Source organism: Undibacterium sp., from assembly GCF_030683615.1.
GTDB classification, from domain to species: domain Bacteria; phylum Pseudomonadota; class Gammaproteobacteria; order Burkholderiales; family Burkholderiaceae_D; genus Undibacterium; species Undibacterium umbellatum.
Genome location: NZ_JAUXQE010000036.1, coordinates 67,118 through 87,783 on the forward strand (window position 1 = coordinate 67,118; position 20,666 = coordinate 87,783).

Genomic DNA, 20,666 nt, shown 5'->3' on the forward strand with positions numbered 1-20,666 from the left:
GCTAGCACTGAAGGCTCCTCAATCTCATGCAAATTTGTCGGATGTCATGCATCTGAAAATCTGGCATGGTATCCTCGGGCCTTCCCCCTTTTTATGCATATCATGCCCAGCAATCTCATCGATACCGACGACGTTATCTCTTCAACCGCAGCCTGGCTGGACAAGGCCGTCATCGGCTTGAACCTCTGTCCATTTGCCAAGGCTGTGCAGGTCAAACAGCAAGTGCGTTATGTTGTCAGCCAGGCCAAAACTCCAGAAGCCTTGCTGGAAGACCTGGAGCGCGAGCTTGAATTACTGGCCGAAGCTAATCCAGAGAAGATAGAAACCACCTTGCTGATTCATCCTCTGGCATTGAATGACTTTCTCGACTTCAATGATTTCCTGGATGTCGCCGATGGCATGCTGGAAGAAATGGAGCTCGATGGTATCCTGCAAGTTGCCAGCTTCCACCCTGATTATCAGTTTGCTGGTACCGAGCAAGACGATATAGAAAACTATACCAATCGCTCTCCATACCCCACCTTGCATTTGTTGCGTGAAGAAAGCATAGACAAGGCAGTAGAGGCTTTTCCTGAGGCTGAACAAATCTATGAAAAGAACATGGAGACCATGCGCGAGCTCGGCCATGAAGGCTGGCGTCGCCTGTTTTCCAAATACGAAAAAAAGTAAGTCTGGATCAGCAAAATCAAACAAAAGCGGTTTGCATATCAATCAATTGAATTCTTATATTGATATGCAAATAAGTAATTTACAATTTACTTTTTATCGCTAATCAGTGTAAATCATTAGAAATGAATATACTGATAGGGAGTATATTTTTTTAAGTTTTTGATTTTAAAAGGAAATAAGCCAATATTTCCTTGTTACTTCCCTTCTATTTGCCGCCACCTGGCAAATAATGGCTGGCTTGTGTACCGCATATCGTACTGTTCCAGCCGGTTTTCCTGCAAATGCCTTACTTCTATTGCCATCTTTCTGTAAAAAATCTGCTTGCACCAAATCCCAGGCCAGCGTTTCTTCCGTTTTTCTGGATTCAAGTGCCTTGTTATTTTGCAGAGCAACATGTACAGTAAGAGGCTGATTTTCCGCATTTTTCACCCTTTAGTCTTCTATCTCAGTTTCTATATCTATGGCTTTAATCGTCCACAAATACGGCGGTACTTCGATGGGTTCGACAGAACGCATCAAGAACGTCGCCAAGCGCGTCGCCAAATGGCATGATGCCGGTCACCAGATAGTCGTGGTGCCTTCAGCAATGTCTGGTGAAACAAATCGTATCATTGGCCTGGCAAAAGAAATTTCTGCCCAGCCTGATCCCCGTGAACTCGACATGATTGCCTCCACCGGCGAACAAGTCTCTGTCGGTTTGCTGGCTATTGCCCTGCAAGCCATAGGCAAGCAGGCAGTGTCTTATGCTGGCTGGCAAGTTGCCATCAAGACTGATTCTGCCCACACCAAGGCCAGAATAGCCTCGATTGATGAAGCCAAGGTCAAGGCTGACCTTGATGCAGGCAAGATCGTCATCATTACCGGTTTCCAGGGTGTTGATGAACTGGGTAATATCACGACCCTGGGTCGTGGTGGCTCTGATACTTCTGCCGTTGCTGTTGCTGCAGCACTCAAGGCGCAAGAATGCCTGATTTATACTGACGTTGACGGTGTCTACACGACCGATCCGCGTGTCGTGTCTGATGCACGCCGCCTGAACACCGTTACCTTTGAAGAAATGCTGGAAATGGCTTCGCTGGGTTCCAAAGTACTGCAAATCCGCTCCGTTGAATTTGCCGGTAACTACCGCATGCCTACCCGCGTTTTGTCATCACTGACCGACCCATTAATACCGCTGGAAGAAGAAGCGAATTCCGGCACCCTGATTTCGTTTGAGGAAGATACACACATGGAACAAGCTACCATCACCGGCATCGCGTTTAACCGTGATGAAGCAAAAATCACCGTCCTGGGTGTGCCAGACAGGCCAGGCATTGCCTATCAAATCCTGGGCCCGGTTGCTGATGCCAATATCGAAGTCGATATGATCATCCAGAACCAGTCCGTCGAAGGCAAGACTGACTTTACCTTCACCGTGCCACGTGGTGAATATGCCAAGGCCATGGACGTGCTGGAAACCAGCGTTAAGGCGCATATCGGCGCTGGCAGCATCGTTGGTGACTCCAAGGTCTCCAAGGTATCCGTCGTTGGTGTAGGCATGCGCAGCCACGTTGGTATCGCATCCCAGATGTTCCGCACCTTGTCGGAGGAGGGAATCAACATCCAGATGATCTCCACGTCAGAAATCAAGATCTCGGTCCTGATTGATGAAAAATACATGGAACTGGCAGTTCGTTCCCTGCATAAAGCATTTGGTCTGGAAAACGCTTAAAAATTTTTCTGGCCTGACTGTTGACCAAAGTCTTACAAGCAGCTATTATCACGGTCTCAATTGCAGCTGAGCTTTTGGCGGTTGCAATAGTGTGGAGATGTGGCCGAGTGGCCGAAGGCACTTCCCTGCTAAGGAAGCATTTGGGGTAACCTGAATCGTGAGTTCGAATCTCACCATCTCCGCCAGCAATACTGAAAAAGCCCCTGGGTAACCAGGGGCTTTTTCTTTGCGTCCCCGCGTGGACGGGCTCATGCATTGGAAAGTCCTGTAATTCCTCGCAAAACAACTTGTAAGGTTGCATCTGACTTTGCGCAGAATTGTAATTAAAGTTGAATTTCCAAAAACAAAAACAAAGCGGATGTTGTGGGTCTTATTTTGTTGCACGAGCTCAAGTAAGAAGTGCAACAGAGACTAAATTGGTTTGCATGGGAAGTACGGTAGCATCTGAACTTCCAGATATCCAATTCAAAGTTGCTTGCATTGACATACGTACCTCGTATCCAAGGATGAGAACACGTATTGACGGATTGAAGAAACTCAAAGGCGAATCATAGGACGCTTACTGGGGTGTGGGCTTTGGGACTGTTGAAAACAGCCTGAGCTCCTACAGAGTGAATTCGATTTTGCTGACTACCGCTTACCTGCGCAGTGACTATGATGACGTCATTGGTTATGAATAGCCAGTGTAATGTCACAGTAAGATTTTGCGTGAATTTTTGGAGTGTCTCATGTCTATTAATTCTGCCAGTAATAAATCAGGTTTCTCAAATTCTAACGTATCTGCAGATACTCAGGGCGGTACGCACGAACAACACGTGAAAGCCGGGCGACAAAGCCACAAAAAAGATGGCAATAGTTTCGGTAGCAGCAAATTCGCTGGCGACCCAGGCCGCAGTAGTTCCAAGACTGCTTCTGGCTCAGAGCTTAAATCATGCTCTGGTTCCAGCTCTAGCAAGCGTTAATTATCGCCAGTCAATAACGGGTAGATTTGCGTGAGGTGTCCGTTGCAGGACATGTGTTCTAACGTTAATTCTTGAGAGAGACATCAATGACACTGCCACTACACCTGATGCTGGCGCGACGACTTTGCAACCGAAAAATAGCGATTGCAAGGACAGCACTGGGCCTGATCGATGTGATACCTCTGAGGGCTCTCTCGCTGAAGGCGACCTAAAACAGCCAGCACAAGCCGAAGAGCCAAATACGCAAACGATCAGAGTTGGAGATGAGCTGGAAAAAGTTGGACATGACGATGGTGACATGCAATCTCATGGTGTTCGGGCAATAGTTGTCGATATTGTCAACAATATCGACAACGGCGATGATCGATAAAGCGCAGGCAAAGGTTCGCTTGTTGTGGACAGATTGAAACTGTATAGAACGTAAAAATGGATAGTTTCGCATTTATACCTTCGATGGACGTAGATTTCGGATCAAGGTGTTTTAAGAGCTGGTGTGCTTGGAATGAAAAATGAAAATCATCATATTGAATTCATTGTGCATTCAAAAAACGATCTTGGTACCCCGAGGCTGCCAGGGGGCACATGTTCTTGGTAGCTTGATTGGGTATGCATTGGTAGAAGTCATGGTTTTTTCATTGGCTGCAGATTTGATTGATGCAATAGCTAACAAAATTTTTTCTGTGGAAATAGCCAATGACCAGCCAAAATCTGCCGGATGATAAAAAATGGATGGACCTCCAGCGCTTTCAGTTGCTGGTAGACGCGATCACTGACTATGCGATATGCATGCTGGACGAAGAAGGTTATGTCAATAACTGGAATGCGGGTGCGCAACGTATCAAGGGATATCGACAAGATGAGGTTATCGGTACACATTTTTCGCGCTTTTATACTCAAGAGGATCAGCATAGCGAGCTGCCGCAGCTTGCTCTATTGATTGCCAGAACCGAAGGTCGTTTTGAGCAGGAAGGCTGGCGCGTCAGGAAGGACGGAAGTCAGTTCCGGGCTCATGTCGTGATTGATCCTATTTACAATGCATTCAATGAATTCCTTGGTTATGCAAAGATTACCAGGGACGTTACCAAAAAACATGAAGCTGATGTCGCACTGAAAAAAAACGAGCAAGCATTGCAGCAGGCGCAGACGATAGAAACAATAGGTAAATTGACTGGTGGTATAGCTCATGATTTCAATAACCTGTTACAGATCATTTCAGGCAACCTTCAACTACTTTCTGCCGAAATCGCAGGAAATACGCATGCAGAGCGGCGGGTTACCAATGCATTGGCGGGCGTCAGGCGCGGTGCCAAACTGGCCAGTAATTTACTGTCTTTTGGACGGCGCCAGGCACTCAATTCCAAAGTCACTAACATTGGTCACTTTGTGGTTGATATGGAAGATATACTGCAACGCAGCCTGGGGGAGACTATCGAAGTCAAAACTATTCTGTCTGATGACTTGTGGAATACCTTTGTCGATGTTGCTCAAGTCGAAAATGCCTTGCTGAATCTGGCTGTCAATGCACGAGATGCCATGGGGTCAGTTGGCAAACTCACCATAGAAATTAGCAATGCCGTTCTGGACGAAAATTACGCAAGCACGCATGTTGAAGTCAACGCTGGTGAATATGTGATGCTGTCAGTCTCCGACGTGGGTTCAGGTATGCCGTCAGAAGTCGTATCCAAGGCATTTGATCCTTTTTTCTCGACTAAACCAGAAGGCAAGGGAACAGGCTTAGGTTTGTCTACGGTGTACGGCTTTGTCAAGCAGTCAGGCGGGCATGTCAATATACATAGTGAATTAGGTTGCGGCACCACCATTAAACTTTATTTTCCCCGTTCGACAGGACAGGAAGGCCAGCTGGAGGTACAGTTGCAGGAAGAAGTTGTTGGTGGGACTGAAACTGTTCTGGTTGCGGAAGATGATGAGCTGGTTCGTGCCACCGCAATTGAGATACTGACTGCATTGGGATATACAGTATTGCATGCTGCGGACGCAGAGAGTGCACTGTCTGTTATTGAAACTGGTGTCAAAATTGATTTGTTGTTTACTGATGTAGTCATGCCCGGACCATTGAGAAGCCCGGATCTGGCGCTCAAGGCACGCGAGCGTCTGCCTGACCTGGCGGTATTGTTTACCTCGGGCTATACGCAAAATGCAGTCTTGCATGTCGGCCGGCTTGATACAGGTGTGGAATTGTTGAGCAAGCCATATAGCCGTGAAGCGCTAGCGCTTAAAATCAGGTCTGTAATGGCTAATAACAAATTGCATAGAACTTCACATCCCTTGTAGAAACTCAGTGGCCTGAAAATTGTATTGACTCAGCGACAGACTGCAGGATAATTTACTAGGACTTGCACAAAACCGCACCAGCTACGTTGCAGATCATCTTCTGGTAGCCGCGTATTAAAGTACAGTCTCCGTCGCTACGGTGTAGTTGGGGTTTCAGGCAACATGTTACCGACTAACGTAACGAACCTCTCTTGCAAGAGAGGTTTCCTCAAACGATAGCCTCGCTGGGACAATTTTGCGTAAGTCCTGTAAATCTGAGGTAGCTGTGATTTGCGCCAGATTTCATTATTGAAAATCTGCGAAAACTGACAGGTATCGTTGCTGACTCTCTGGCACTTTTCATCTGTCTTCGCATCGTCCCTTGACTGTCGCAGCATTCGGCACGTCTTCTTGTGTAACTGATCGACGAGGCAGATCAATCGTGAACACACAGCCTTGTCCGGGCTGGCTTTCCACAGTCAGTAATCCGTCGTTCGCTTCGACACTGCGTCGTGCGATGGATAGCCCAAGTCCCAGGCCGCTTTTGTTGGTGCCGCTCTGTGTGAAAGGTAGGAAAATTCCCTGCGTATCTTCCATGCTCATTCCAGGTCCACTGTCTTTGACATTGATACGTATGCGGTCATCTTTGGTTCCAACGCTAAGCGTGACCACGCCTCCTTTGCCACTAAATTTGAATGCATTTTGTAGAAGATTGCCAAGCGCAGAGAACAACAGGTCCTTGTCGGCATCAACCATTAGTATGGCCGGAGTTTGTTCAACGTGAAAGTTACACTTGAGCAGTTCAGCTTCAAGTGAAAAGGAATATTGCACTTCTCCAATAAAATTTGCAAGATTGAAAACTGCACGGCGCAGTATCATGCCAGGCCCTATTCGAACTTCAGCGAGAGAACGGTCAATCAGGCCGCGTAGTCCCACCATGCTGCGATCCAGTACACCTCCTGTGGAACCATTCAGACCAACATTGCCAGACTTGATCGCCGCTATTGCCAGCATTGCGGTGTGCAAGTAATTGCGAAGCTCATGTGCAAAAAATCCTAAACGTTCGTTCGCCTCCAAGGCCTGTTCATCGGCAATCACCAAGTCTCGGTGTTCACTAAAGCCTGTCACAGCGTCGGCGATACCGTTGTCAAGGCAACGATTAAGTGTGCGGAACTCATGGAGTTCAAATTTTTCGTTGAGATCGATCGACAGATCTGATACGGCCTGACAAAGATCGCCGTAATGATGAACTACTTCATTGATCGAGTAACCCAGTGCCAGGAGATCAGCCCCATGAATTGCAGCAGTTACGCCAAGTTCTGGTTGTTGATCAGCTTCGCCTAGTGATGAACCTGATATGGCCAGTGCTTCACCTGTGGTTCCCCGGTGTTCAGCCTCTAGCGTGCGTATCAGTTGATTCAGGAACATGGGAATGCCTTGCTCCAGCTGTTGCTTGTTCGGCGATCTGCCTGATCGAGCTAAAACTTTTTCGCGGCATCTGCGCTCAAGCTCTGCGCGATGGGCGATCAAAAATTCGTGCATCATGGTAGGCCTCGTGTGTATCCCATGCCTGTCAATTGAAGGTCTACGGCGATATGCCGATATGGGGAGTTACGTCAATAAAGCCAGACGCATGCCATGATAGTGGAGTCTGATACTGAACAAATCTGTGCGCTAGAGCACATTCATCTCGACTGGAGCAGGCAGGTACAGAATCTTCCGAGTCTCAAATGCTGGGCGGAGTGAGGTCAGCGCGCAAGCTGTTCAATTTAACTCGAGAAATACATGGTTCGCAAATGCCGACTGCGCTCTTCCATTTTTTTCAAATGGATGTTTTGCTTTGCGGGGGTCAAATTTTTGGGTTCCTGTGTACGACTCATGTCCGTTGCCGTAATGCTGGGAGTAATCCTCTGTTCGTGGCGTGCAGCAAGGTTTATATTTCTTGTTGAAAAATGAAAACTGAAAAAATCACTCATGATGACTCCTCTGAAAATAGTCTTATTGTTTACTTTCTCGACCACAACGGCGCAGGAAGTACAGATGACTTGTCAGAGCTACGCCGCGATAGCCCTGCCATGATAGTGACATTTCCAGATGTAGAATGCAGGATAACTGCGACTTGATTTGTAGGAAAAATCTTACCACGCACTGATATTCAATTTACCAGGAATTTCACGTTGACCTGGCCTTGTTCAAGTTGAAATTGTCTCCATATTTCGTGCAGAGCAATCTATGCTTCCAGCATGGAATATCTCCACTGGTAACACCGCATGTGACCTACCGTACAGATTTGGTCGATTATTTTTCTTAATCTATCATGTTCGTTCAGCACGGGACTTAGTCAGGCGGGGCGAATGGGGCGAATACTAATTCAGCTTGGTCTTGTCCCACTTGTGATCTTGCCATGCTCTACAGGTGAGGACAATTTTTTGTCCAGATAGGTATTTATGCTAAATCCGTTTCCCGCTACTGCACTCCACACTGCCATCGCCAATGACGCTGCAGATAAAAGGTGTACTGGCTTGCGCATTCTGGTTGTTGAAGATAATCAGGATTTGTTGGAAATGCTTTGCGACATGCTGGCGATGATAGGGCACATCCCCACCGCAGCAGCGAGTGGGGAGCAGGCCTTGGAGTTGCTTCAGCAGCAACGATACCAAGTGCTGCTAACAGATATCAATTTACCTAACATGTCCGGCATCGCTCTTGGGAAACAAGCGATACTCGAGGCACCAGACATGCACATCATCATTTCATCAGGTCATGGTGCTCATATTCATTCTTACGTCAATTTTCCTTGCCATATGTTACCCAAGCCTTATGAGCTGAGCCGGATACAACAGCTATTAGACGGATTCTCAGCCTAACCGAAAATGGAAAAGCATTTTTATTGTGTTGTTTGAATATGCAGGGGACAGTAAGAAGGATATAACTCTGACAAGCGTATGATGAAGTAAATTCAATGTTGTTAGAGTTTGCAGGAAACGAAATACTTGAGGGGTTCCTTCTATCCGTGCCGCCTTGAATGTAAAAAACTGATGTCAACTGTGGGAATAAATGTTGGTGTGTGTAACTAGGTACGGTGTTCTTTGATACTATTTATCCTTCTAGCAGTCTGTCCGACTTAAAAAACTGAAGCGCGATTCGAGGCCCACCTTAGACGAAAAGCAAATTGCAAAGTCGTTGAAGGCATTTAAATGCGGAAATTGCGCTCAAATTTTAAGCACGACACCAAAATTTTTTTTTGTACCCATAGCCCACAATTGGACGGGCTATGTGGTCCACCGCAATCAACTTAGCGTTAAGGAGATCTATGTACCAAGGTAGTTGTCTTTGTGGCGCAGTGACATTGGAAGTACACTGCACGATAGACGCTATTATTCATTGTCACTGTTCAAAGTGCAGGAAAAGTAGCGGAACCGCATATGCGACCAATGGTTTTGTCAGCACCAGCGATATGCTGATAAAAACCGGGCAGGAATCCATTCATCATTACGAAACAGCGCCGGGTAAAAAGCGACATTTTTGCAAAGTATGTGCTTCCCCCATTTTTAGCAGCAATGAACATGCTCCTGAAAAATTGCGCTTAAGGTTGGGTATCCTGGACTCTCCGATAATTGAAAGGCCAATTTCTCATAACTTTGTCTCATCCAGAGCAAGCTGGGATGATCTGGATGCAAATTTACCGCGATATGATGGCCATGAACCAAGCCGCAATCAATAGTTGAAAGCAGCCAGAGGACACTTACCCGAGTGACATCGCAGCAAGAGGCTTGTCAAGTTCTTGGTCGCCTAGCAACTGGGCTACCAGGCAGCATGCTCAGAACGCAGGACGCACAGCACTCAGATTCTCTGCTTTGCGCAAGCTGGCATTTTCCATTTTCAGGGTCGCTATCGGCACTATGATAGCATTCTGCCTTGTCCCACCCTTGTAAGCTCAGCAACTGTTGCTTCATGGGTGGAGCCCAATTGTTTTCTCAAATACTGTCGAGCAATGCATCACATTTGCTTTGATGAAGTTGTTTTGAGACACATCTTCATGAGATATATAAATTGGTTGATCAATTTCTTAAAATGAATAAAGGCAGAATAATGAAGATTCAAAAGTATTTATTGGCAGTCTTGATGTTTGCAAGCGCAAGCGCCTATGCAGGTGATGTATCGATCAACATGCCAGGTATTAGCGTGAACACGAACCAGAATACTGGGGCCAATACGAATATCAACGTCAAAGCCCCAGGTGTCAGCGTGGGCGCTGTAAGCGGCAAGCAGGCTGCGTCTGCAGACGGCCTGCGGATGAATGGTAACGACATGAGCAAAAGCACGCAGTGCAATGGCCAGCCTGTGTACATACAGGGCAATGGCAATCAGATTAACCTGAGTGGAACTTGCCCGCAAGTGAAGGTGAATGGTAACGATAACCAGATCACAGTGGCACAACTCGGAAAGGTGCAAGTGGTAGGTAATGATAATCAGGTCAAATGGGCGCAGGCGCTGAATGGCCAAGAGCCGCAAGTGCAGACTTCTGGCAATGACAACACGGTCAGCAGGCGCTAGTTTTCAGGTGCAACAAAGGGGCGCGCCCCTTTGTGATTGGTACGACTTGTTCCATATTCACTTACTTTATGGACAAGCGCAGGGAAAGTGATTACATTAAACAAAAGCTACCAGCCTTTACGAAGCGAGTTTTGTTGTATCAGGAATAAACCACTAAACTGGGGGAGTATTCATGTCTGACAATGCCAAGAAATTCCGTTTGATTACACGTAGTGACTTTGACGGGCTGGTTTGTGCAGTCTTGCTCAAGCACCTGAATTTGATTGATGACATACTCTTTGTGCATCCAAAAGATATGCAGGATGGCAAGATTGTTGTCACTGAAAATGATATCAGCACTAATTTGCCATATGTAGATGGCCTACATATGGCGTTTGACCATCACTTGTCAGAAACCTTGCGTAATGCTGATGGTGGGACCAGAAAAAACCATGTCATCATGCCAGACGCACCGTCAGCCGCGCGGGTGGTGTATGACTATTATGGTGGACTGAAAGTTTTCCCGGCGTCCTGGGACAGCATGATGGCAGCGGTCGATAAGGGTGATTCTGCGCAATTCAATCGCCAGGAAGTCTTGCATCCGCAAGACTGGGATTTGCTGAACTTCCTGATGGATGCGCGTACCGGCCTGGGGCGTTTCCGCGATTTCAGGATATCAAATTACAATCTGATGATGGAATTGATAGACCTGTGCAAGACGCAGAGCATCACAGAAATAATGCAAAACCCCGATGTGAAGGAAAGGGTGGACCTGTACTTTGAGCATGAAGATAAGTGCAAGGAGCAGATACTTCGCTGTGCGACCGTGCATAAAAACCTGGTGGTGCTTGATCTGCGCAAAGAGGAAACCATTTTTGCCGGTAACCGCTTCCTGATCTATGCACTATTCCCCGAGACCAATATTTCCATCCACGTGCTTTGGGGTTTGAAAAATCAGAATACCGTGTTTGCCACTGGCAAGTCGATTTTGAACCGTAGTTCGAAAACCAATATTGGCCCAATGATGCTGGAGTTTGGCGGCGGTGGTCATGAAAATGCGGGTACTTGCCAGGTTGCCAATGACCAGGCTGAACAGGTTCTGGCGACACTGATTAGCCGTATCAACAAGGATGGCTGATAAGCTGACGCGCCAGCACGGCTGATTCAGAACTGAATTTGTATCCCCCTCGGCAGGAATTTTGCATACCTGCTCAGGGAGTTGAGGATGTCATTTGCTGCGATGCTGTAATGCAAGTCTTCTGCCGTTTCACCGGTTTTTTTTGCACCAAAGCGTTCATGGAATTTCCAGACGGATTCGTTGGCTTTTCTAACATCAAAATGCGCTCGCTGGAAGCCCAAAGCCAGCGCATAGTGGTAAACCATCAAAGCGGACTCTATTGAGCTGCTGCTGGCTGCGCCAGCTTGTATGATCCACGAGCCCCAACAAAATGAGTTAGCTTGCTGATCATACAGGCGCACAGTACCTATATTCTCTCCCTCCATATTCTGGATGATGAAGTAGATTTGCTTGTCATCGCGGGCATATTTTTCCAGCCATTGCACTTGTGGCTGTACGTCGACTGAGGTACTGGAAATAAACCTGGATTTTTGTTCATCAGTACGCAAGGCGACGATGTAACTTGCATCTGCTACGGTGGCATTGCGCATGGACAGTTTGTGGCCAAAAATTTTTTTTGCTTTAAGATATGCTGGCCCTACTGCCTGGTCCCGTTGTGCCAGGCGCTGAGCTATGCCTGCCTCCAGGGCGCTGGTCTGTATCTGGGCGGCAATGCCGGATTGATCTGCTGTGGGAGGTGTAACTGCTGACATGGTGGTTCATCTATTGTTTTCACAATAGAGAATTTTACTGTGCCGCGTGCCTGGCGTACAGGCAAACGGCACGGCATTCACTTATTTGACGACAGGTACGGCATTCACTGTGATGCTTTTGTAATAGATGTGGCTGCTTGATTCAAATCCGGAATCCAAGCCAAACAAGAGCCACAGGCTGCCATCTGCCTCGGTCCTGACTTTCAAAGGAGTTTGATTGCTGAGTTTTTTCTCCATATAGGGCGCTTTGCCACAATCTGTGCTGGCATTGCCTATGGTGCCTAGCACCGTGGCATACTTGCCCGGCCCAGCCTGGTTGCCCCGGTCTATGTTCATGATAAAGTCATCTCCCTTTTGTATCGTCAATGGTTCCGTGGGGGAGACTCCGCCGAATAGCCAGACACTTTCACCAGGCGAACCACCCACACCATAGCAACCAGTAGCGACATTGCTGACTACAGTGGTTTGAAAGCTCAACGCATATTCGGTATTGGGGGCGAAGCCCGCGTACTTTTTCTTGATATAGATAAATAAATCATCGCTGCGGTTGGTGCCATAAGTGTATAAACCTTTGCCGCTAAATGGCAGTGGCAGGTTGCGGTATTCCGTGACTATATCGGTCGGCTTGGTCTGGCTGGTAAAGTCAGATGTGCCAAAAATCCAGCCCGCCGGTTCTGTGCTGAAGTCTATGTTGACCTGCGCAGGCAAGGGCTGGGGAATATAATCACTGCTGCCTCCGCAGGCACTCAGCACAGTGGCAGCAATGGTTGCAAAAGTTGCAAAAAATAGATGTCTGGGCAAATTCATGGGAAAAACCTAAAGATGCGACATGGCTTAAACTAGTAAGATAGCGATCTTGCAAGTTTAAGATGTCATCAGTTAATAAGGGCTTGATAGGGACAGAGAATAGCGCCGTCAGAAAAGGAAAACGTTCTCAAAATGTAGAGTATTTGTCTCAAATTTGTAGGTCGTGACAGATGAGGCTGGCTTGCCGGGAAATTGTCTGAAAATTGTAAGTCACGCAAGCAGAGCGGGTTTTTTGCGTAAAATCGCGGCCTGTTCGACTACAATGCGGGCAAAAAGGAGGAAGTATGTTTCGTGTAATGCTGGTGGAAGATGATGCAAAACTCGCAGCACTGGTCGCCGAATACCTGAGTGAATATGAATTTACGATAGATATCGTCAGCCGTGGCGATGTGGCACTGAGCCATTTTCAGCAAACTTCGCCAGATATTGTGGTGCTGGATCTGATGTTGCCAGGCATGGATGGCATGGTGGTTTGTCGCCAGTTGCGGGCCATCAGCGCCGTGCCGATTTTGATTTTGACTGCACGTGAAGATGCCTTTGATGAAGTCTCTGGTCTCGAACAAGGTGCTGATGATTATGTCAACAAACCTGTCCAGCCCAGGATATTGCTGGCGCGTTTGCGCGCTTTGCTGAGGCGCGTCAAGGACGAGCCTGTTGATGAAAATGCTGATCTGATATTTGGCGCTTTTCGCCTGTGCCGTGGTGACCGCACCGTGTTCTGGCGCGATGAACCGGTTGCTTTGAATAGTGCAGAATACAAATTGCTGCTGGTACTGGCTGATGCAGCAGGGAAGGTCTTGTCGCGCAATGATATTCTGATACAGATGCGCGGCATAGAATTTGATGGGTTAGACCGCAGCATCGACAATAAAATATCCCGCTTGCGGCGCAAATTTGATGACTCGCATGCCGATAAAATCAAGACAGTCTGGGGAGAGGGCTATCTGTTCAGCCCGTCTGCCTGGGACTAGCAAATGAATCGCCTGTTCCTGCGTTTTTTTGCCTTGGTGATGCTGTCCATTAGCGTTGCCACGCTGGCGATTTACGCTTCCATCACACTGTTTTTTGGTGACCCACTGGAAGAAGTTGCGCAGCAACAGGCATCAGGACAAATTTTATTATTGACGGAATATGTCGATCAGGCCGGGCCTGATGAATGGCTGACTCGCCTCAACAAGATCAGAGAAATCACCCACGCGAGACTGGAACTGATACCCCTGCAGTCTGCGCAAGCCAAAGTGGTGGCAGCAAAACAGGCGCAACTCATGCGCGGTGAAGTCGTCATAGATGTCGCAGGCAAGTCTTTTTACCGTCGTGTCGATTTGAAGGGCGAACGATATATCGGCAGTGATGAAGAAGTCATCCACGCCCAGGAATTACCCATCAATGTCGCCCCCGTATTAAAAACCGAAGCGCTGCGCTACATCATCGTTGCATTGTGCCTGCTGATCCCGATTGCGATCTGGTCCAGCACGCACTGGCGCGGTTTGCAGGCCCTGGAAAAAGTTGCCGATGAATTTGGTGCCGGTCATTTGAAAGTCAGGGCACAGACCAGTGAGCGCGACAGCATCTACCCACTGGCGCAGCGCATGAACCAGATGGCGACGCGCATAGAAGCTTTGCTGGAGGCGCAAAAAAATCTTTTGCATTCGGTATCGCATGAGTTGCGCACGCCCATCGCCAGGCTGGAGTTTGCTTTGGAACTATTGAGAAATGCAGCAAAAAATCCGCAACTTGAACCGCGCATGCAAGCCATGGAAGCGGATGTCGCTGAACTGAATGCGCTGGTCAGTGAATTGCTGGATTTGGGTAAGCTGGATCAGCTGGATCATGACGCCAAGCACAACTGCAGTGAAATTGAATTGAGCGACAGCCTTAAGAATTGCGTGGCGGGCTTGCAGCATGTGCTGGCCGAGCATCAACTGGTGATGGATTTGGCAACCGATCTTGGCAGCTTGCGGGCAGACCAGCGCTTGCTGATGCGGGCTGTCAGCAATCTTTTGCGCAATGCTGCCAAGTACACCAGTGGCCGTATCTGGCTGGTCGCAAAAAGAACAGACAGTACGGTGGAAATTGTGCTGGAAGATGATGGCCCAGGGATACCCGCAGCCGAGAGAGAGCGCATCTTTGAGGCTTTTTACAGGTTGGACCGTAGCCGCGATCGCAACACAGGGGGTTTTGGCCTGGGCCTGGCGATTACCAGAAAAGCAATTGCGGCACATGGCGGGCAAATTGTCGTGCAAGAAGGGCAATTTGGTGGTGCCAGATTCATCATTTCCTTGCCGCTGCAAGCGCCCTAAGTCCCAGACTTACAAATTGATGACATTTGCCAGACAAGTTGGGGAAGACTTGCTGTCTCGCGCTCTCTATCATTCTTAGTACATTAGGACTTACGCAAAACCGTCCCAAAGCCTTGCAACTCCTGGTCGTACTCTTCGTATTGTCTTCGTCGCTGCTTGTGCATTTTTGTGTTATCAGGAAACCAAAATCGTGACCTATCATTCAGACATCGTGCGGAAAAAATTTCTGGACAAAGTGTATCAGCCGCTGCGCCACTGGTTTTTGAATGATGTGGAAAGGATCGTGGTGACTACGCCCAATTACTTGCCCGGTAGCCCGCTCCTGAATCAATTTCCCGATAAAACTGAAGCGGTCACCTATGGTCTGGACAAGGATATTTATCCTCAGCCAGCTAGCGAGTTGCTGGCAAAATGGCGCGAGCGTTTCACCGGGCGATTCTTTTTGTTTGTGGGTGTGTTGCGTTATTACAAAGGTTTGCATATTTTGCTGGAAGCTGTGGCAGATACTGATATGTCGGTTGTCATCGTGGGCGACGGACCTGAAGCGGCCGCCCTGAAGCAACAAGCAAGTGACTTGGAAATGGGGAATGTCCATTTTCTGGGAGCTCTGCCAGAAGCGGATAAAGTAGCCTTGCTTAGTCTTTGTTATGGTGTAGTGTTTCCATCGCATTTGCGTTCAGAGGCTTTTGGTATTTCGCTATTGGAAGCAGCGATGTATGCCAAACCCATGATCTCCAGCGAGATAGAGATAGGCAGCACTTATGTCAATATTGCCGATGAGACTGGTCTGGTGGTGCCACCAGAAGACGTATTTGCCTTGCGTGCCGCCATGAACCGTTTATGGGATAAGCCGGGATTGGCAGCGCAGATGGGCAATTTTGCGCAAAAACGTTGCCAAACGATATTCACTGCCGAAATGATGGCGAAAAATTATGTGCGCCTGTATGTAGATGTGATTTCAGGCAATACGAAAGAGCCTTGAGCATGATTATTGACGTTGCGAAAATAGAAAGAGCTGTCTATGATGCGGATTTCTCACGCCTTTGTACCTGTGGCGCCGGTTCGCTTTTTTGATGATATCGGCGATAGGCTGGGTATATACACGACTACAATTGATCAGCATGAAATCTATTCTCTTCGCATCCCTTTTTTGTGTCGCCCGTCTTGCCTGTGCCCAGACCCCGGCATCAAGCATCATGCCGGACGGTAGTTCCGATATGTATGTCGGCCTCGGTGTGCTCTCTGAACCAAGTTGTGAGGTAGGCGGCGAGCAAACTACACGGATCATGCCTAATGTGCAAATGCAATGGAGCAATGGTGTTTTTTTACGTAATACCAATCTTGGCATGCATTTGAGTCCATCCAGTGACTATGAAGTTGGCCCTCTGCTTTCTTATCAACGGGGATGCAGTGCATCAGCTGCACGCAAACTGGCAGGCTATGGCGATGTGGATGGCAGTTTTCAGCTTGGCGGTTTTTTTAACTTCCGTCCACTGACTAACCTGAGGGTAGGTACCAAATTGTTGCTCGGGACAGGGGCAGGAAAAAAAACCACTTACCTGAATATAGAAGGACGGAGTTATTACAAACTGGCTTCCCATCATGGGCTCGTGTTGTCATCCGGTGTAACGTGGAGCAGGCGCTATTTCGATTCTGCCAACTCGCGATTTGACCCAAACCTGGCTGATGGCTCCCATGTATCAGTTGCTGGGCCAGGAAATATTATGACAGGTTCAGGTAGTGAGGGATTTACCTGGAAATCGACTAAACCCGTATTCAACAAGAATGCCAATGTCAGAAATATTTATCTGGGTTTGAACTGGAACTGGGACTTGAGTTCGTCCTGGATAGTTACTTCGCATGTGACGGCAACACACCAGTTTGATATTGACAAGGATAGCTTGTGGTTGGGTAAGCGAAATTATGTCACGGTGTATTCCGGTTTGGCATATCGATTTTAATTTTATAAAAGCATGATCATTAAGTACGCCTCCATTTTTGTCCTGATGCAGTTTGTTTCCATGCAGGCCTTTGCGCAAACCAATAGCGCAACGCCTGGCACGAAGCAAGCGGCGGCACAGGTATCTGAAAGCCAGGCGGATGCTGAATGGATAAGCTACCGGAATGCGTATCGCCTGATGATACAGTTTGAGAAGTACGGCAAGTCAAAACATCTCATTCAAAGTCATTTTCAGGTTTTCAATAAGGCAACCATCCCTTTGCCGGACAATTTGCAATTAAATCTTGTCAGCAAGAGCATGCGCCTTAACCTGCCTTTGGATGCGCTTGGCCGTGCCAGTTTTCCTTTGCTGAAATCAGCTTATGATGAAAATGCAGAGTTGGTCTTGAACCAGGCATCAGGACAACTCAATTTCCAAAGCAGGATATCGATAGTGGCCAGGGCCGACGGTGTGTATGAAGTTTCCGATTTGCGCCTGGCATGTGAGCAGGCATTGACGTATTTGAAAAGTGTAGGTGACATCAAAGCAGATGCTAAATCCTGCGTAGGGGTCAGATTTTCTTATGCAAAAAATCTGTTGCAGTCGGGGATAAAATTCAGGGGAGCAGACATGCAAATGCATGCGCTGGCTTTGCAAGAGAATAGTGCTTTTCCTGATGAGAGCAACAAGGCTTATAAGACCGCAAGCCTGCGCTTTGCAGATGTGACAGAAAAAAGTCAAGTGCTGGTGCAACTTCCCCCTATTGCTATAGCCCCACTGTTTGAATGAGTTCTAGCAATCATATGCAAGTAATTGCAGCAGTCTCATTCAATATTGCTGCTTCCTACCAGCGACGCCAATGCCTGCCGCCCCAGCGCGAACCACTGTGACCACGGTGAATAATGATGGGTGGTGGGCTGACATACACCCCTGATCCATATCCGTGCCTATGTCCATAGCCATGCCCATGAGCTGGTGCGACTATGCAGCCAGACAAACTGAACATGCCTGCCACGACTGTCGCAAGTGCGATGATGTTGATACGCATGATGTACTCCTGTTGTACTACACAACTCTAAATGCGCGAGATGGTATTTGCGTTGACAAGTTTATTGTAATTCTTTTTATGAATGTTTCAAGAATGATATGGTCATAGTCAGTTGCAATGATGTACAGGAGTAAGTAACGAATTGTTGCGATATTGAACTTGGCTTGATGTGGTATGGTCTCAGCTTCATTCTCCACATCTATTGCCACAATAATATCTATATGCAAGTAAACAGCTTTTCTTTGCGCCCGACTATTTTATCTCTGGCCATTATGGCGGCTTTCAGCCAATCTTCCTTTGCACAAACTGCAACGCCACCCAAAGCTGAACTGGCTGAAAAAACCGATGCAAAAGCAGCAGAACCCAAGATGCAAAAAGTGGAAGTACAAGGCACACGCAACTATGACGAGCGTCGCCAGGACACCGCGACCAAGATCGTGGTCACCCAAGAGGACATCGTCCGCTATGGTGATACCACGGTCAGTGAAGTACTCAAGCGCCTGCCTGGCGTGACTATTGGTGGCGTACAGGGTCGTGGTGGTGATATCCGCATGCGTGGCTTGGGCGCTGGCTATACTCAGGTCATGCTCAATGGCGAACCTAGCCCGCCGGGCTTTTCACTCGATTCGCTTTCCCCTGACTTGATAGAGCGCATCGAAGTCATACGCGCAGCGACTGCAGAACTGAGCACCCAATCGATCGCTGGTACCATCAATATTGTTTTGAAAAAATCAGTGCAAACAGCGCAGAAAGAACTCAAGCTTGGCTTGTTTGAAGATGGTGGCAAGTTTGGCGAGAATATTAATTACCAGGTATCTGATAAGGCTGGTCGCATGTCTTACTCTATCTCCGGTAATCTGAATCATGGGAAATATGAACGGCCTTCGTATTCTGATGAAGTTCGTATGGATGCTAATGGTAATTCACTGGTCAACACCCACACTTATAACCTGGGCTGGGGTACTTTCAGCAACGTGGGGTTTTCACCGAGGATAAATTGGAATTTTGAAAATGGTGATACGCTGACAACGCAAAGTTTTGTCAATGCTAGCCGTTTTGATGGTTATTCCAGCAATGTCAGGACGCCTGAGTTTGGTGCAGTGCCAGACGATCTCAAGGATCGATTGAGACCAATTTATGCGAGTGATTTTCAAAAAATACACTCTGACTTTTCCATGTTGCGCAGCAATTTGAACTGGATACGCAAGCTGGCCGACAGCGCCAAGCTGGATCTCAAATTGGGTGTGAATTATAACAAGCGTAATTCGGATGTTGGATTTGCAGGCTATAACCAGAATAATGCCCAAATACTGGATCGCCAGAGCATTTCCGGTGCGACTGACAAAGGGCTCACCATGAGTGGCAAATACAGTGCGCCATTTGTTCAGGATCACTCATTTGTCTTTGGCTGGGATGGAGCGTACAGCAAACGCAGTGAGACTCGCACGCAAAAAGATAATGTTAGTTTCGCTGCCAATGCCCTGGAAGGCCTAAAAGCGAAACCTCTTGACGAAAACTTTAATGCTGACGTAACTCGTCTGGCATTGTTTGCTCAGGATGAGTGGAATGTAACCAAGCAATGGTCTATCTATGGTGGTTTGCGCTGGGAGGGTATTGATACGCGTAGCAGCGGTAGTTTCAAATCGTCCGGTCTGAATTCCGACAATACTCCGTATAGCATACATAATAAGTCCAGTGTGTGGAGTCCGATATTGCAGACTTTGTATAAGCTGCCAAACAGTAAAAATGACCAAGTCCGCTTAGGTATTACCCGCACCTATAAAGCACCTGATGCGAGCCGTTTGATACCGCGTCGTTTCTATTCAAACGACAATAGCGCCAGCAACCCAGATACTCAGGGTAATCCTAATCTCAAGCCAGAGTTGGCCTGGGGGCTGGATGTGGCCTACGAGCATTATCTGCCTGGTGGCGGCATGTTGAGTGCAAGTGTGTTCTTGCGCAAGATTGAAGATATCACGCGCACAATTCTGGTGAAGGAAATGGATGGCACTAAAGAAGTTTTTGTCAGCATGCCAGCCAATGATGGTCAGGCAACGACCAGGGGTATAGAATTGGAAGCCAAATTTCCTTTGCGCGCCATGATGGAAGGGGCGCCGGCAATTGACTTCAGGGCGAATCTCTCTTTCAACTGGTCCAGTCTGAGTAGCGTGCCTGGACCGAATAACCGCCTGGATTCACAGACGCCGATCAGTGCCAATCTGGGTATAGATTACAAAATGGATAAAATACCACTAACTGTAGGTGGTAATGCCAGTTTCCAGAGTGGTGGCCCTGTCAATATTTCTGCAGTACAGAGTTCTTATTCTGTTCCCAAGCGCGTGCTGGATGTCTACGCCTTGTGGAAATTTGATCCCAAGACCAATTTGCGGGTATCGCTGGGTAATCTTCTGCATCAGGACAATATCAGTGCCAGCAGCTATACCGGCACTAGTGGTTCAGTTCAAACCAATATCACGCCAACTACAGTGACAGCACGTGTCATGTTCGAACATAAATTCTGAAATAAGGAAGGGCACTTCATTCTTGCAGTGCCCTTCCTTGTATTGCATGTTCAGAGTTAAAACGGGCCAA

21 protein-coding genes and 1 tRNA gene are annotated in these 20,666 nt (G+C 47.7%); 17 read left to right on the top strand and 5 right to left on the bottom strand.

What is annotated here, in order from left to right; all coding sequences use genetic code 11:
- The first annotated feature begins 102 nt into the window (after positions 1-102).
- Complete coding sequence (locus Q8K39_RS18700; protein WP_110254278.1) at positions 103-669, top strand: DUF1415 domain-containing protein; 567 nt, start codon at positions 103-105, stop codon at positions 667-669.
- A 165-nt stretch (positions 670-834) separates the two neighbouring features.
- Here the strand turns inward: Q8K39_RS18700 and Q8K39_RS18705 are convergent, their stop codons facing one another.
- Positions 835-1,098, bottom strand: a complete 264-nt coding sequence (locus tag Q8K39_RS18705) for a hypothetical protein (protein WP_186951926.1) — start codon at positions 1,096-1,098, stop codon at positions 835-837.
- Between the two features lie 31 nt (positions 1,099-1,129).
- Here Q8K39_RS18705 and Q8K39_RS18710 point away from each other — a divergent pair, with 31 nt between their 5' ends.
- From Q8K39_RS18710 to Q8K39_RS18735, 6 genes are all read left to right on the top strand, one after another.
- A complete protein-coding gene (locus tag Q8K39_RS18710; protein ID WP_186951925.1) occupies positions 1,130-2,380 on the top strand; it encodes an aspartate kinase in 1,251 nt (416 codons plus the stop codon).
- A gap of 93 nt (positions 2,381-2,473) precedes the next feature.
- Positions 2,474-2,565 (top strand) — tRNA-Ser (locus Q8K39_RS18715).
- Between the two features lie 543 nt (positions 2,566-3,108).
- Positions 3,109-3,342 (top strand): hypothetical protein, encoded by a 234-nt coding sequence (locus tag Q8K39_RS18720; RefSeq protein ID WP_305262607.1) that lies wholly within the window; start codon positions 3,109-3,111, stop codon positions 3,340-3,342.
- Positions 3,343-3,466: 124 nt separating this feature from the next.
- Positions 3,467-3,712: a hypothetical protein gene (locus Q8K39_RS18725; protein WP_305262609.1), complete on the top strand. Its 246-nt coding sequence runs from the start codon at positions 3,467-3,469 to the stop codon at positions 3,710-3,712.
- 139 nt (positions 3,713-3,851) lie between these two features.
- A complete protein-coding gene (locus Q8K39_RS18730) occupies positions 3,852-4,061 on the top strand; it encodes a hypothetical protein (RefSeq protein ID WP_305262611.1) in 210 nt (69 codons plus the stop codon).
- The gene (locus tag Q8K39_RS18735) at positions 4,036-5,634 is read left to right on the top strand and encodes a PAS domain-containing sensor histidine kinase (protein ID WP_305262613.1); all 1,599 of its coding nucleotides are present in this window, start codon (positions 4,036-4,038) and stop codon (positions 5,632-5,634) included. The genes Q8K39_RS18730 and Q8K39_RS18735 overlap by 26 nt, the downstream gene beginning before the upstream one ends.
- 339 nt (positions 5,635-5,973) lie before the next feature.
- Here Q8K39_RS18735 and Q8K39_RS18740 read toward each other — a convergent pair whose 3' ends face one another.
- Positions 5,974-7,158 (bottom strand): HAMP domain-containing sensor histidine kinase, encoded by a 1,185-nt coding sequence (locus Q8K39_RS18740; RefSeq protein ID WP_305262615.1) that lies wholly within the window; start codon positions 7,156-7,158, stop codon positions 5,974-5,976.
- A gap of 902 nt (positions 7,159-8,060) precedes the next feature.
- Between Q8K39_RS18740 and Q8K39_RS18745 the strand changes: the two genes are divergently transcribed.
- From Q8K39_RS18745 to Q8K39_RS18755, 4 genes are all read left to right on the top strand, one after another.
- A complete protein-coding gene (locus Q8K39_RS18745) occupies positions 8,061-8,480 on the top strand; it encodes a response regulator (RefSeq protein ID WP_305262616.1) in 420 nt (139 codons plus the stop codon).
- 446 nt (positions 8,481-8,926) lie between these two features.
- The gene (locus Q8K39_RS25010) at positions 8,927-9,337 is read left to right on the top strand and encodes a GFA family protein (RefSeq protein ID WP_370868639.1); all 411 of its coding nucleotides are present in this window, start codon (positions 8,927-8,929) and stop codon (positions 9,335-9,337) included.
- Positions 9,338-9,705: 368 nt separating this feature from the next.
- A complete protein-coding gene (locus Q8K39_RS18750) occupies positions 9,706-10,170 on the top strand; it encodes a DUF3060 domain-containing protein (protein WP_305262617.1) in 465 nt (154 codons plus the stop codon).
- 172 nt (positions 10,171-10,342) lie between these two features.
- Positions 10,343-11,287 carry an exopolyphosphatase gene (locus Q8K39_RS18755; protein WP_186951916.1) on the top strand — a complete coding sequence of 315 codons (945 nt, stop codon included), beginning with the start codon at positions 10,343-10,345 and terminating at the stop codon, positions 11,285-11,287.
- A gap of 26 nt (positions 11,288-11,313) precedes the next feature.
- Here Q8K39_RS18755 and Q8K39_RS18760 read toward each other — a convergent pair whose 3' ends face one another.
- A complete protein-coding gene (locus tag Q8K39_RS18760; protein ID WP_305262620.1) occupies positions 11,314-11,979 on the bottom strand; it encodes a GNAT family N-acetyltransferase in 666 nt (221 codons plus the stop codon).
- 81 nt (positions 11,980-12,060) lie between these two features.
- Complete coding sequence (locus tag Q8K39_RS18765; protein ID WP_186951914.1) at positions 12,061-12,786, bottom strand: hypothetical protein; 726 nt, start codon at positions 12,784-12,786, stop codon at positions 12,061-12,063.
- Between the two features lie 284 nt (positions 12,787-13,070).
- Between Q8K39_RS18765 and Q8K39_RS18770 the strand changes: the two genes are divergently transcribed.
- The 5 genes from Q8K39_RS18770 (at position 13,071) to Q8K39_RS18790 (ending at position 17,815) form a co-directional block, all read left to right on the top strand.
- Positions 13,071-13,757, top strand: a complete 687-nt coding sequence (locus tag Q8K39_RS18770; protein ID WP_230413566.1) for a response regulator transcription factor — start codon at positions 13,071-13,073, stop codon at positions 13,755-13,757.
- Between the two features lie 3 nt (positions 13,758-13,760).
- Positions 13,761-15,086 (top strand): ATP-binding protein, encoded by a 1,326-nt coding sequence (locus Q8K39_RS18775; protein WP_305262624.1) that lies wholly within the window; start codon positions 13,761-13,763, stop codon positions 15,084-15,086.
- Between the two features lie 190 nt (positions 15,087-15,276).
- Positions 15,277-16,068, top strand: a complete 792-nt coding sequence (locus Q8K39_RS18780) for a glycosyltransferase (protein ID WP_305262627.1) — start codon at positions 15,277-15,279, stop codon at positions 16,066-16,068.
- A 139-nt stretch (positions 16,069-16,207) separates the two neighbouring features.
- Positions 16,208-17,047 carry a MipA/OmpV family protein gene (locus tag Q8K39_RS18785; RefSeq protein ID WP_305262629.1) on the top strand — a complete coding sequence of 280 codons (840 nt, stop codon included), beginning with the start codon at positions 16,208-16,210 and terminating at the stop codon, positions 17,045-17,047.
- Positions 17,048-17,059: 12 nt separating this feature from the next.
- Complete coding sequence (locus tag Q8K39_RS18790; protein WP_305262631.1) at positions 17,060-17,815, top strand: hypothetical protein; 756 nt, start codon at positions 17,060-17,062, stop codon at positions 17,813-17,815.
- 55 nt (positions 17,816-17,870) lie between these two features.
- Here Q8K39_RS18790 and Q8K39_RS18795 read toward each other — a convergent pair whose 3' ends face one another.
- A complete protein-coding gene (locus tag Q8K39_RS18795) occupies positions 17,871-18,074 on the bottom strand; it encodes a hypothetical protein (protein WP_305262633.1) in 204 nt (67 codons plus the stop codon).
- A 221-nt stretch (positions 18,075-18,295) separates the two neighbouring features.
- Here Q8K39_RS18795 and Q8K39_RS18800 point away from each other — a divergent pair, with 221 nt between their 5' ends.
- A complete protein-coding gene (locus Q8K39_RS18800; protein ID WP_305262634.1) occupies positions 18,296-20,596 on the top strand; it encodes a TonB-dependent siderophore receptor in 2,301 nt (766 codons plus the stop codon).
- The last annotated feature ends 70 nt before the right edge of the window (positions 20,597-20,666 follow it).

Bases quoted from the DNA above. Each gene is read 5' to 3' on its own strand.
- Q8K39_RS18700 (WP_110254278.1), top strand. From the start codon at position 103: ATGCCCAGCAATCTCATCGATACCGACGACGTTATCTCTTCAACCGCA.
- Q8K39_RS18750 (WP_305262617.1), top strand. From the start codon at position 9,706: ATGAAGATTCAAAAGTATTTATTGGCAGTCTTGATGTTTGCAAGCGCA.
- Q8K39_RS18730 (WP_305262611.1), top strand. From the start codon at position 3,852: ATGAAAATCATCATATTGAATTCATTGTGCATTCAAAAAACGATCTTG.
- Q8K39_RS18775 (WP_305262624.1), top strand. From the start codon at position 13,761: ATGAATCGCCTGTTCCTGCGTTTTTTTGCCTTGGTGATGCTGTCCATT.
- Q8K39_RS18770 (WP_230413566.1), top strand. From the start codon at position 13,071: ATGTTTCGTGTAATGCTGGTGGAAGATGATGCAAAACTCGCAGCACTG.
- Q8K39_RS18765 (WP_186951914.1), bottom strand. From the start codon at position 12,786: ATGAATTTGCCCAGACATCTATTTTTTGCAACTTTTGCAACCATTGCT.
- Q8K39_RS18745 (WP_305262616.1), top strand. From the start codon at position 8,061: ATGCTAAATCCGTTTCCCGCTACTGCACTCCACACTGCCATCGCCAAT.
- Q8K39_RS18755 (WP_186951916.1), top strand. From the start codon at position 10,343: ATGTCTGACAATGCCAAGAAATTCCGTTTGATTACACGTAGTGACTTT.
- Q8K39_RS18800 (WP_305262634.1), top strand. From the start codon at position 18,296: ATGCAAGTAAACAGCTTTTCTTTGCGCCCGACTATTTTATCTCTGGCC.
- Q8K39_RS18760 (WP_305262620.1), bottom strand. From the start codon at position 11,979: ATGTCAGCAGTTACACCTCCCACAGCAGATCAATCCGGCATTGCCGCC.
- Q8K39_RS18740 (WP_305262615.1), bottom strand. From the start codon at position 7,158: ATGATGCACGAATTTTTGATCGCCCATCGCGCAGAGCTTGAGCGCAGA.
- Q8K39_RS18720 (WP_305262607.1), top strand. From the start codon at position 3,109: ATGTCTATTAATTCTGCCAGTAATAAATCAGGTTTCTCAAATTCTAAC.
- Q8K39_RS18785 (WP_305262629.1), top strand. From the start codon at position 16,208: ATGAAATCTATTCTCTTCGCATCCCTTTTTTGTGTCGCCCGTCTTGCC.
- Q8K39_RS25010 (WP_370868639.1), top strand. From the start codon at position 8,927: ATGTACCAAGGTAGTTGTCTTTGTGGCGCAGTGACATTGGAAGTACAC.
- Q8K39_RS18710 (WP_186951925.1), top strand. From the start codon at position 1,130: ATGGCTTTAATCGTCCACAAATACGGCGGTACTTCGATGGGTTCGACA.
- Q8K39_RS18790 (WP_305262631.1), top strand. From the start codon at position 17,060: ATGATCATTAAGTACGCCTCCATTTTTGTCCTGATGCAGTTTGTTTCC.
- Q8K39_RS18735 (WP_305262613.1), top strand. From the start codon at position 4,036: ATGACCAGCCAAAATCTGCCGGATGATAAAAAATGGATGGACCTCCAG.
- Q8K39_RS18795 (WP_305262633.1), bottom strand. From the start codon at position 18,074: ATGCGTATCAACATCATCGCACTTGCGACAGTCGTGGCAGGCATGTTC.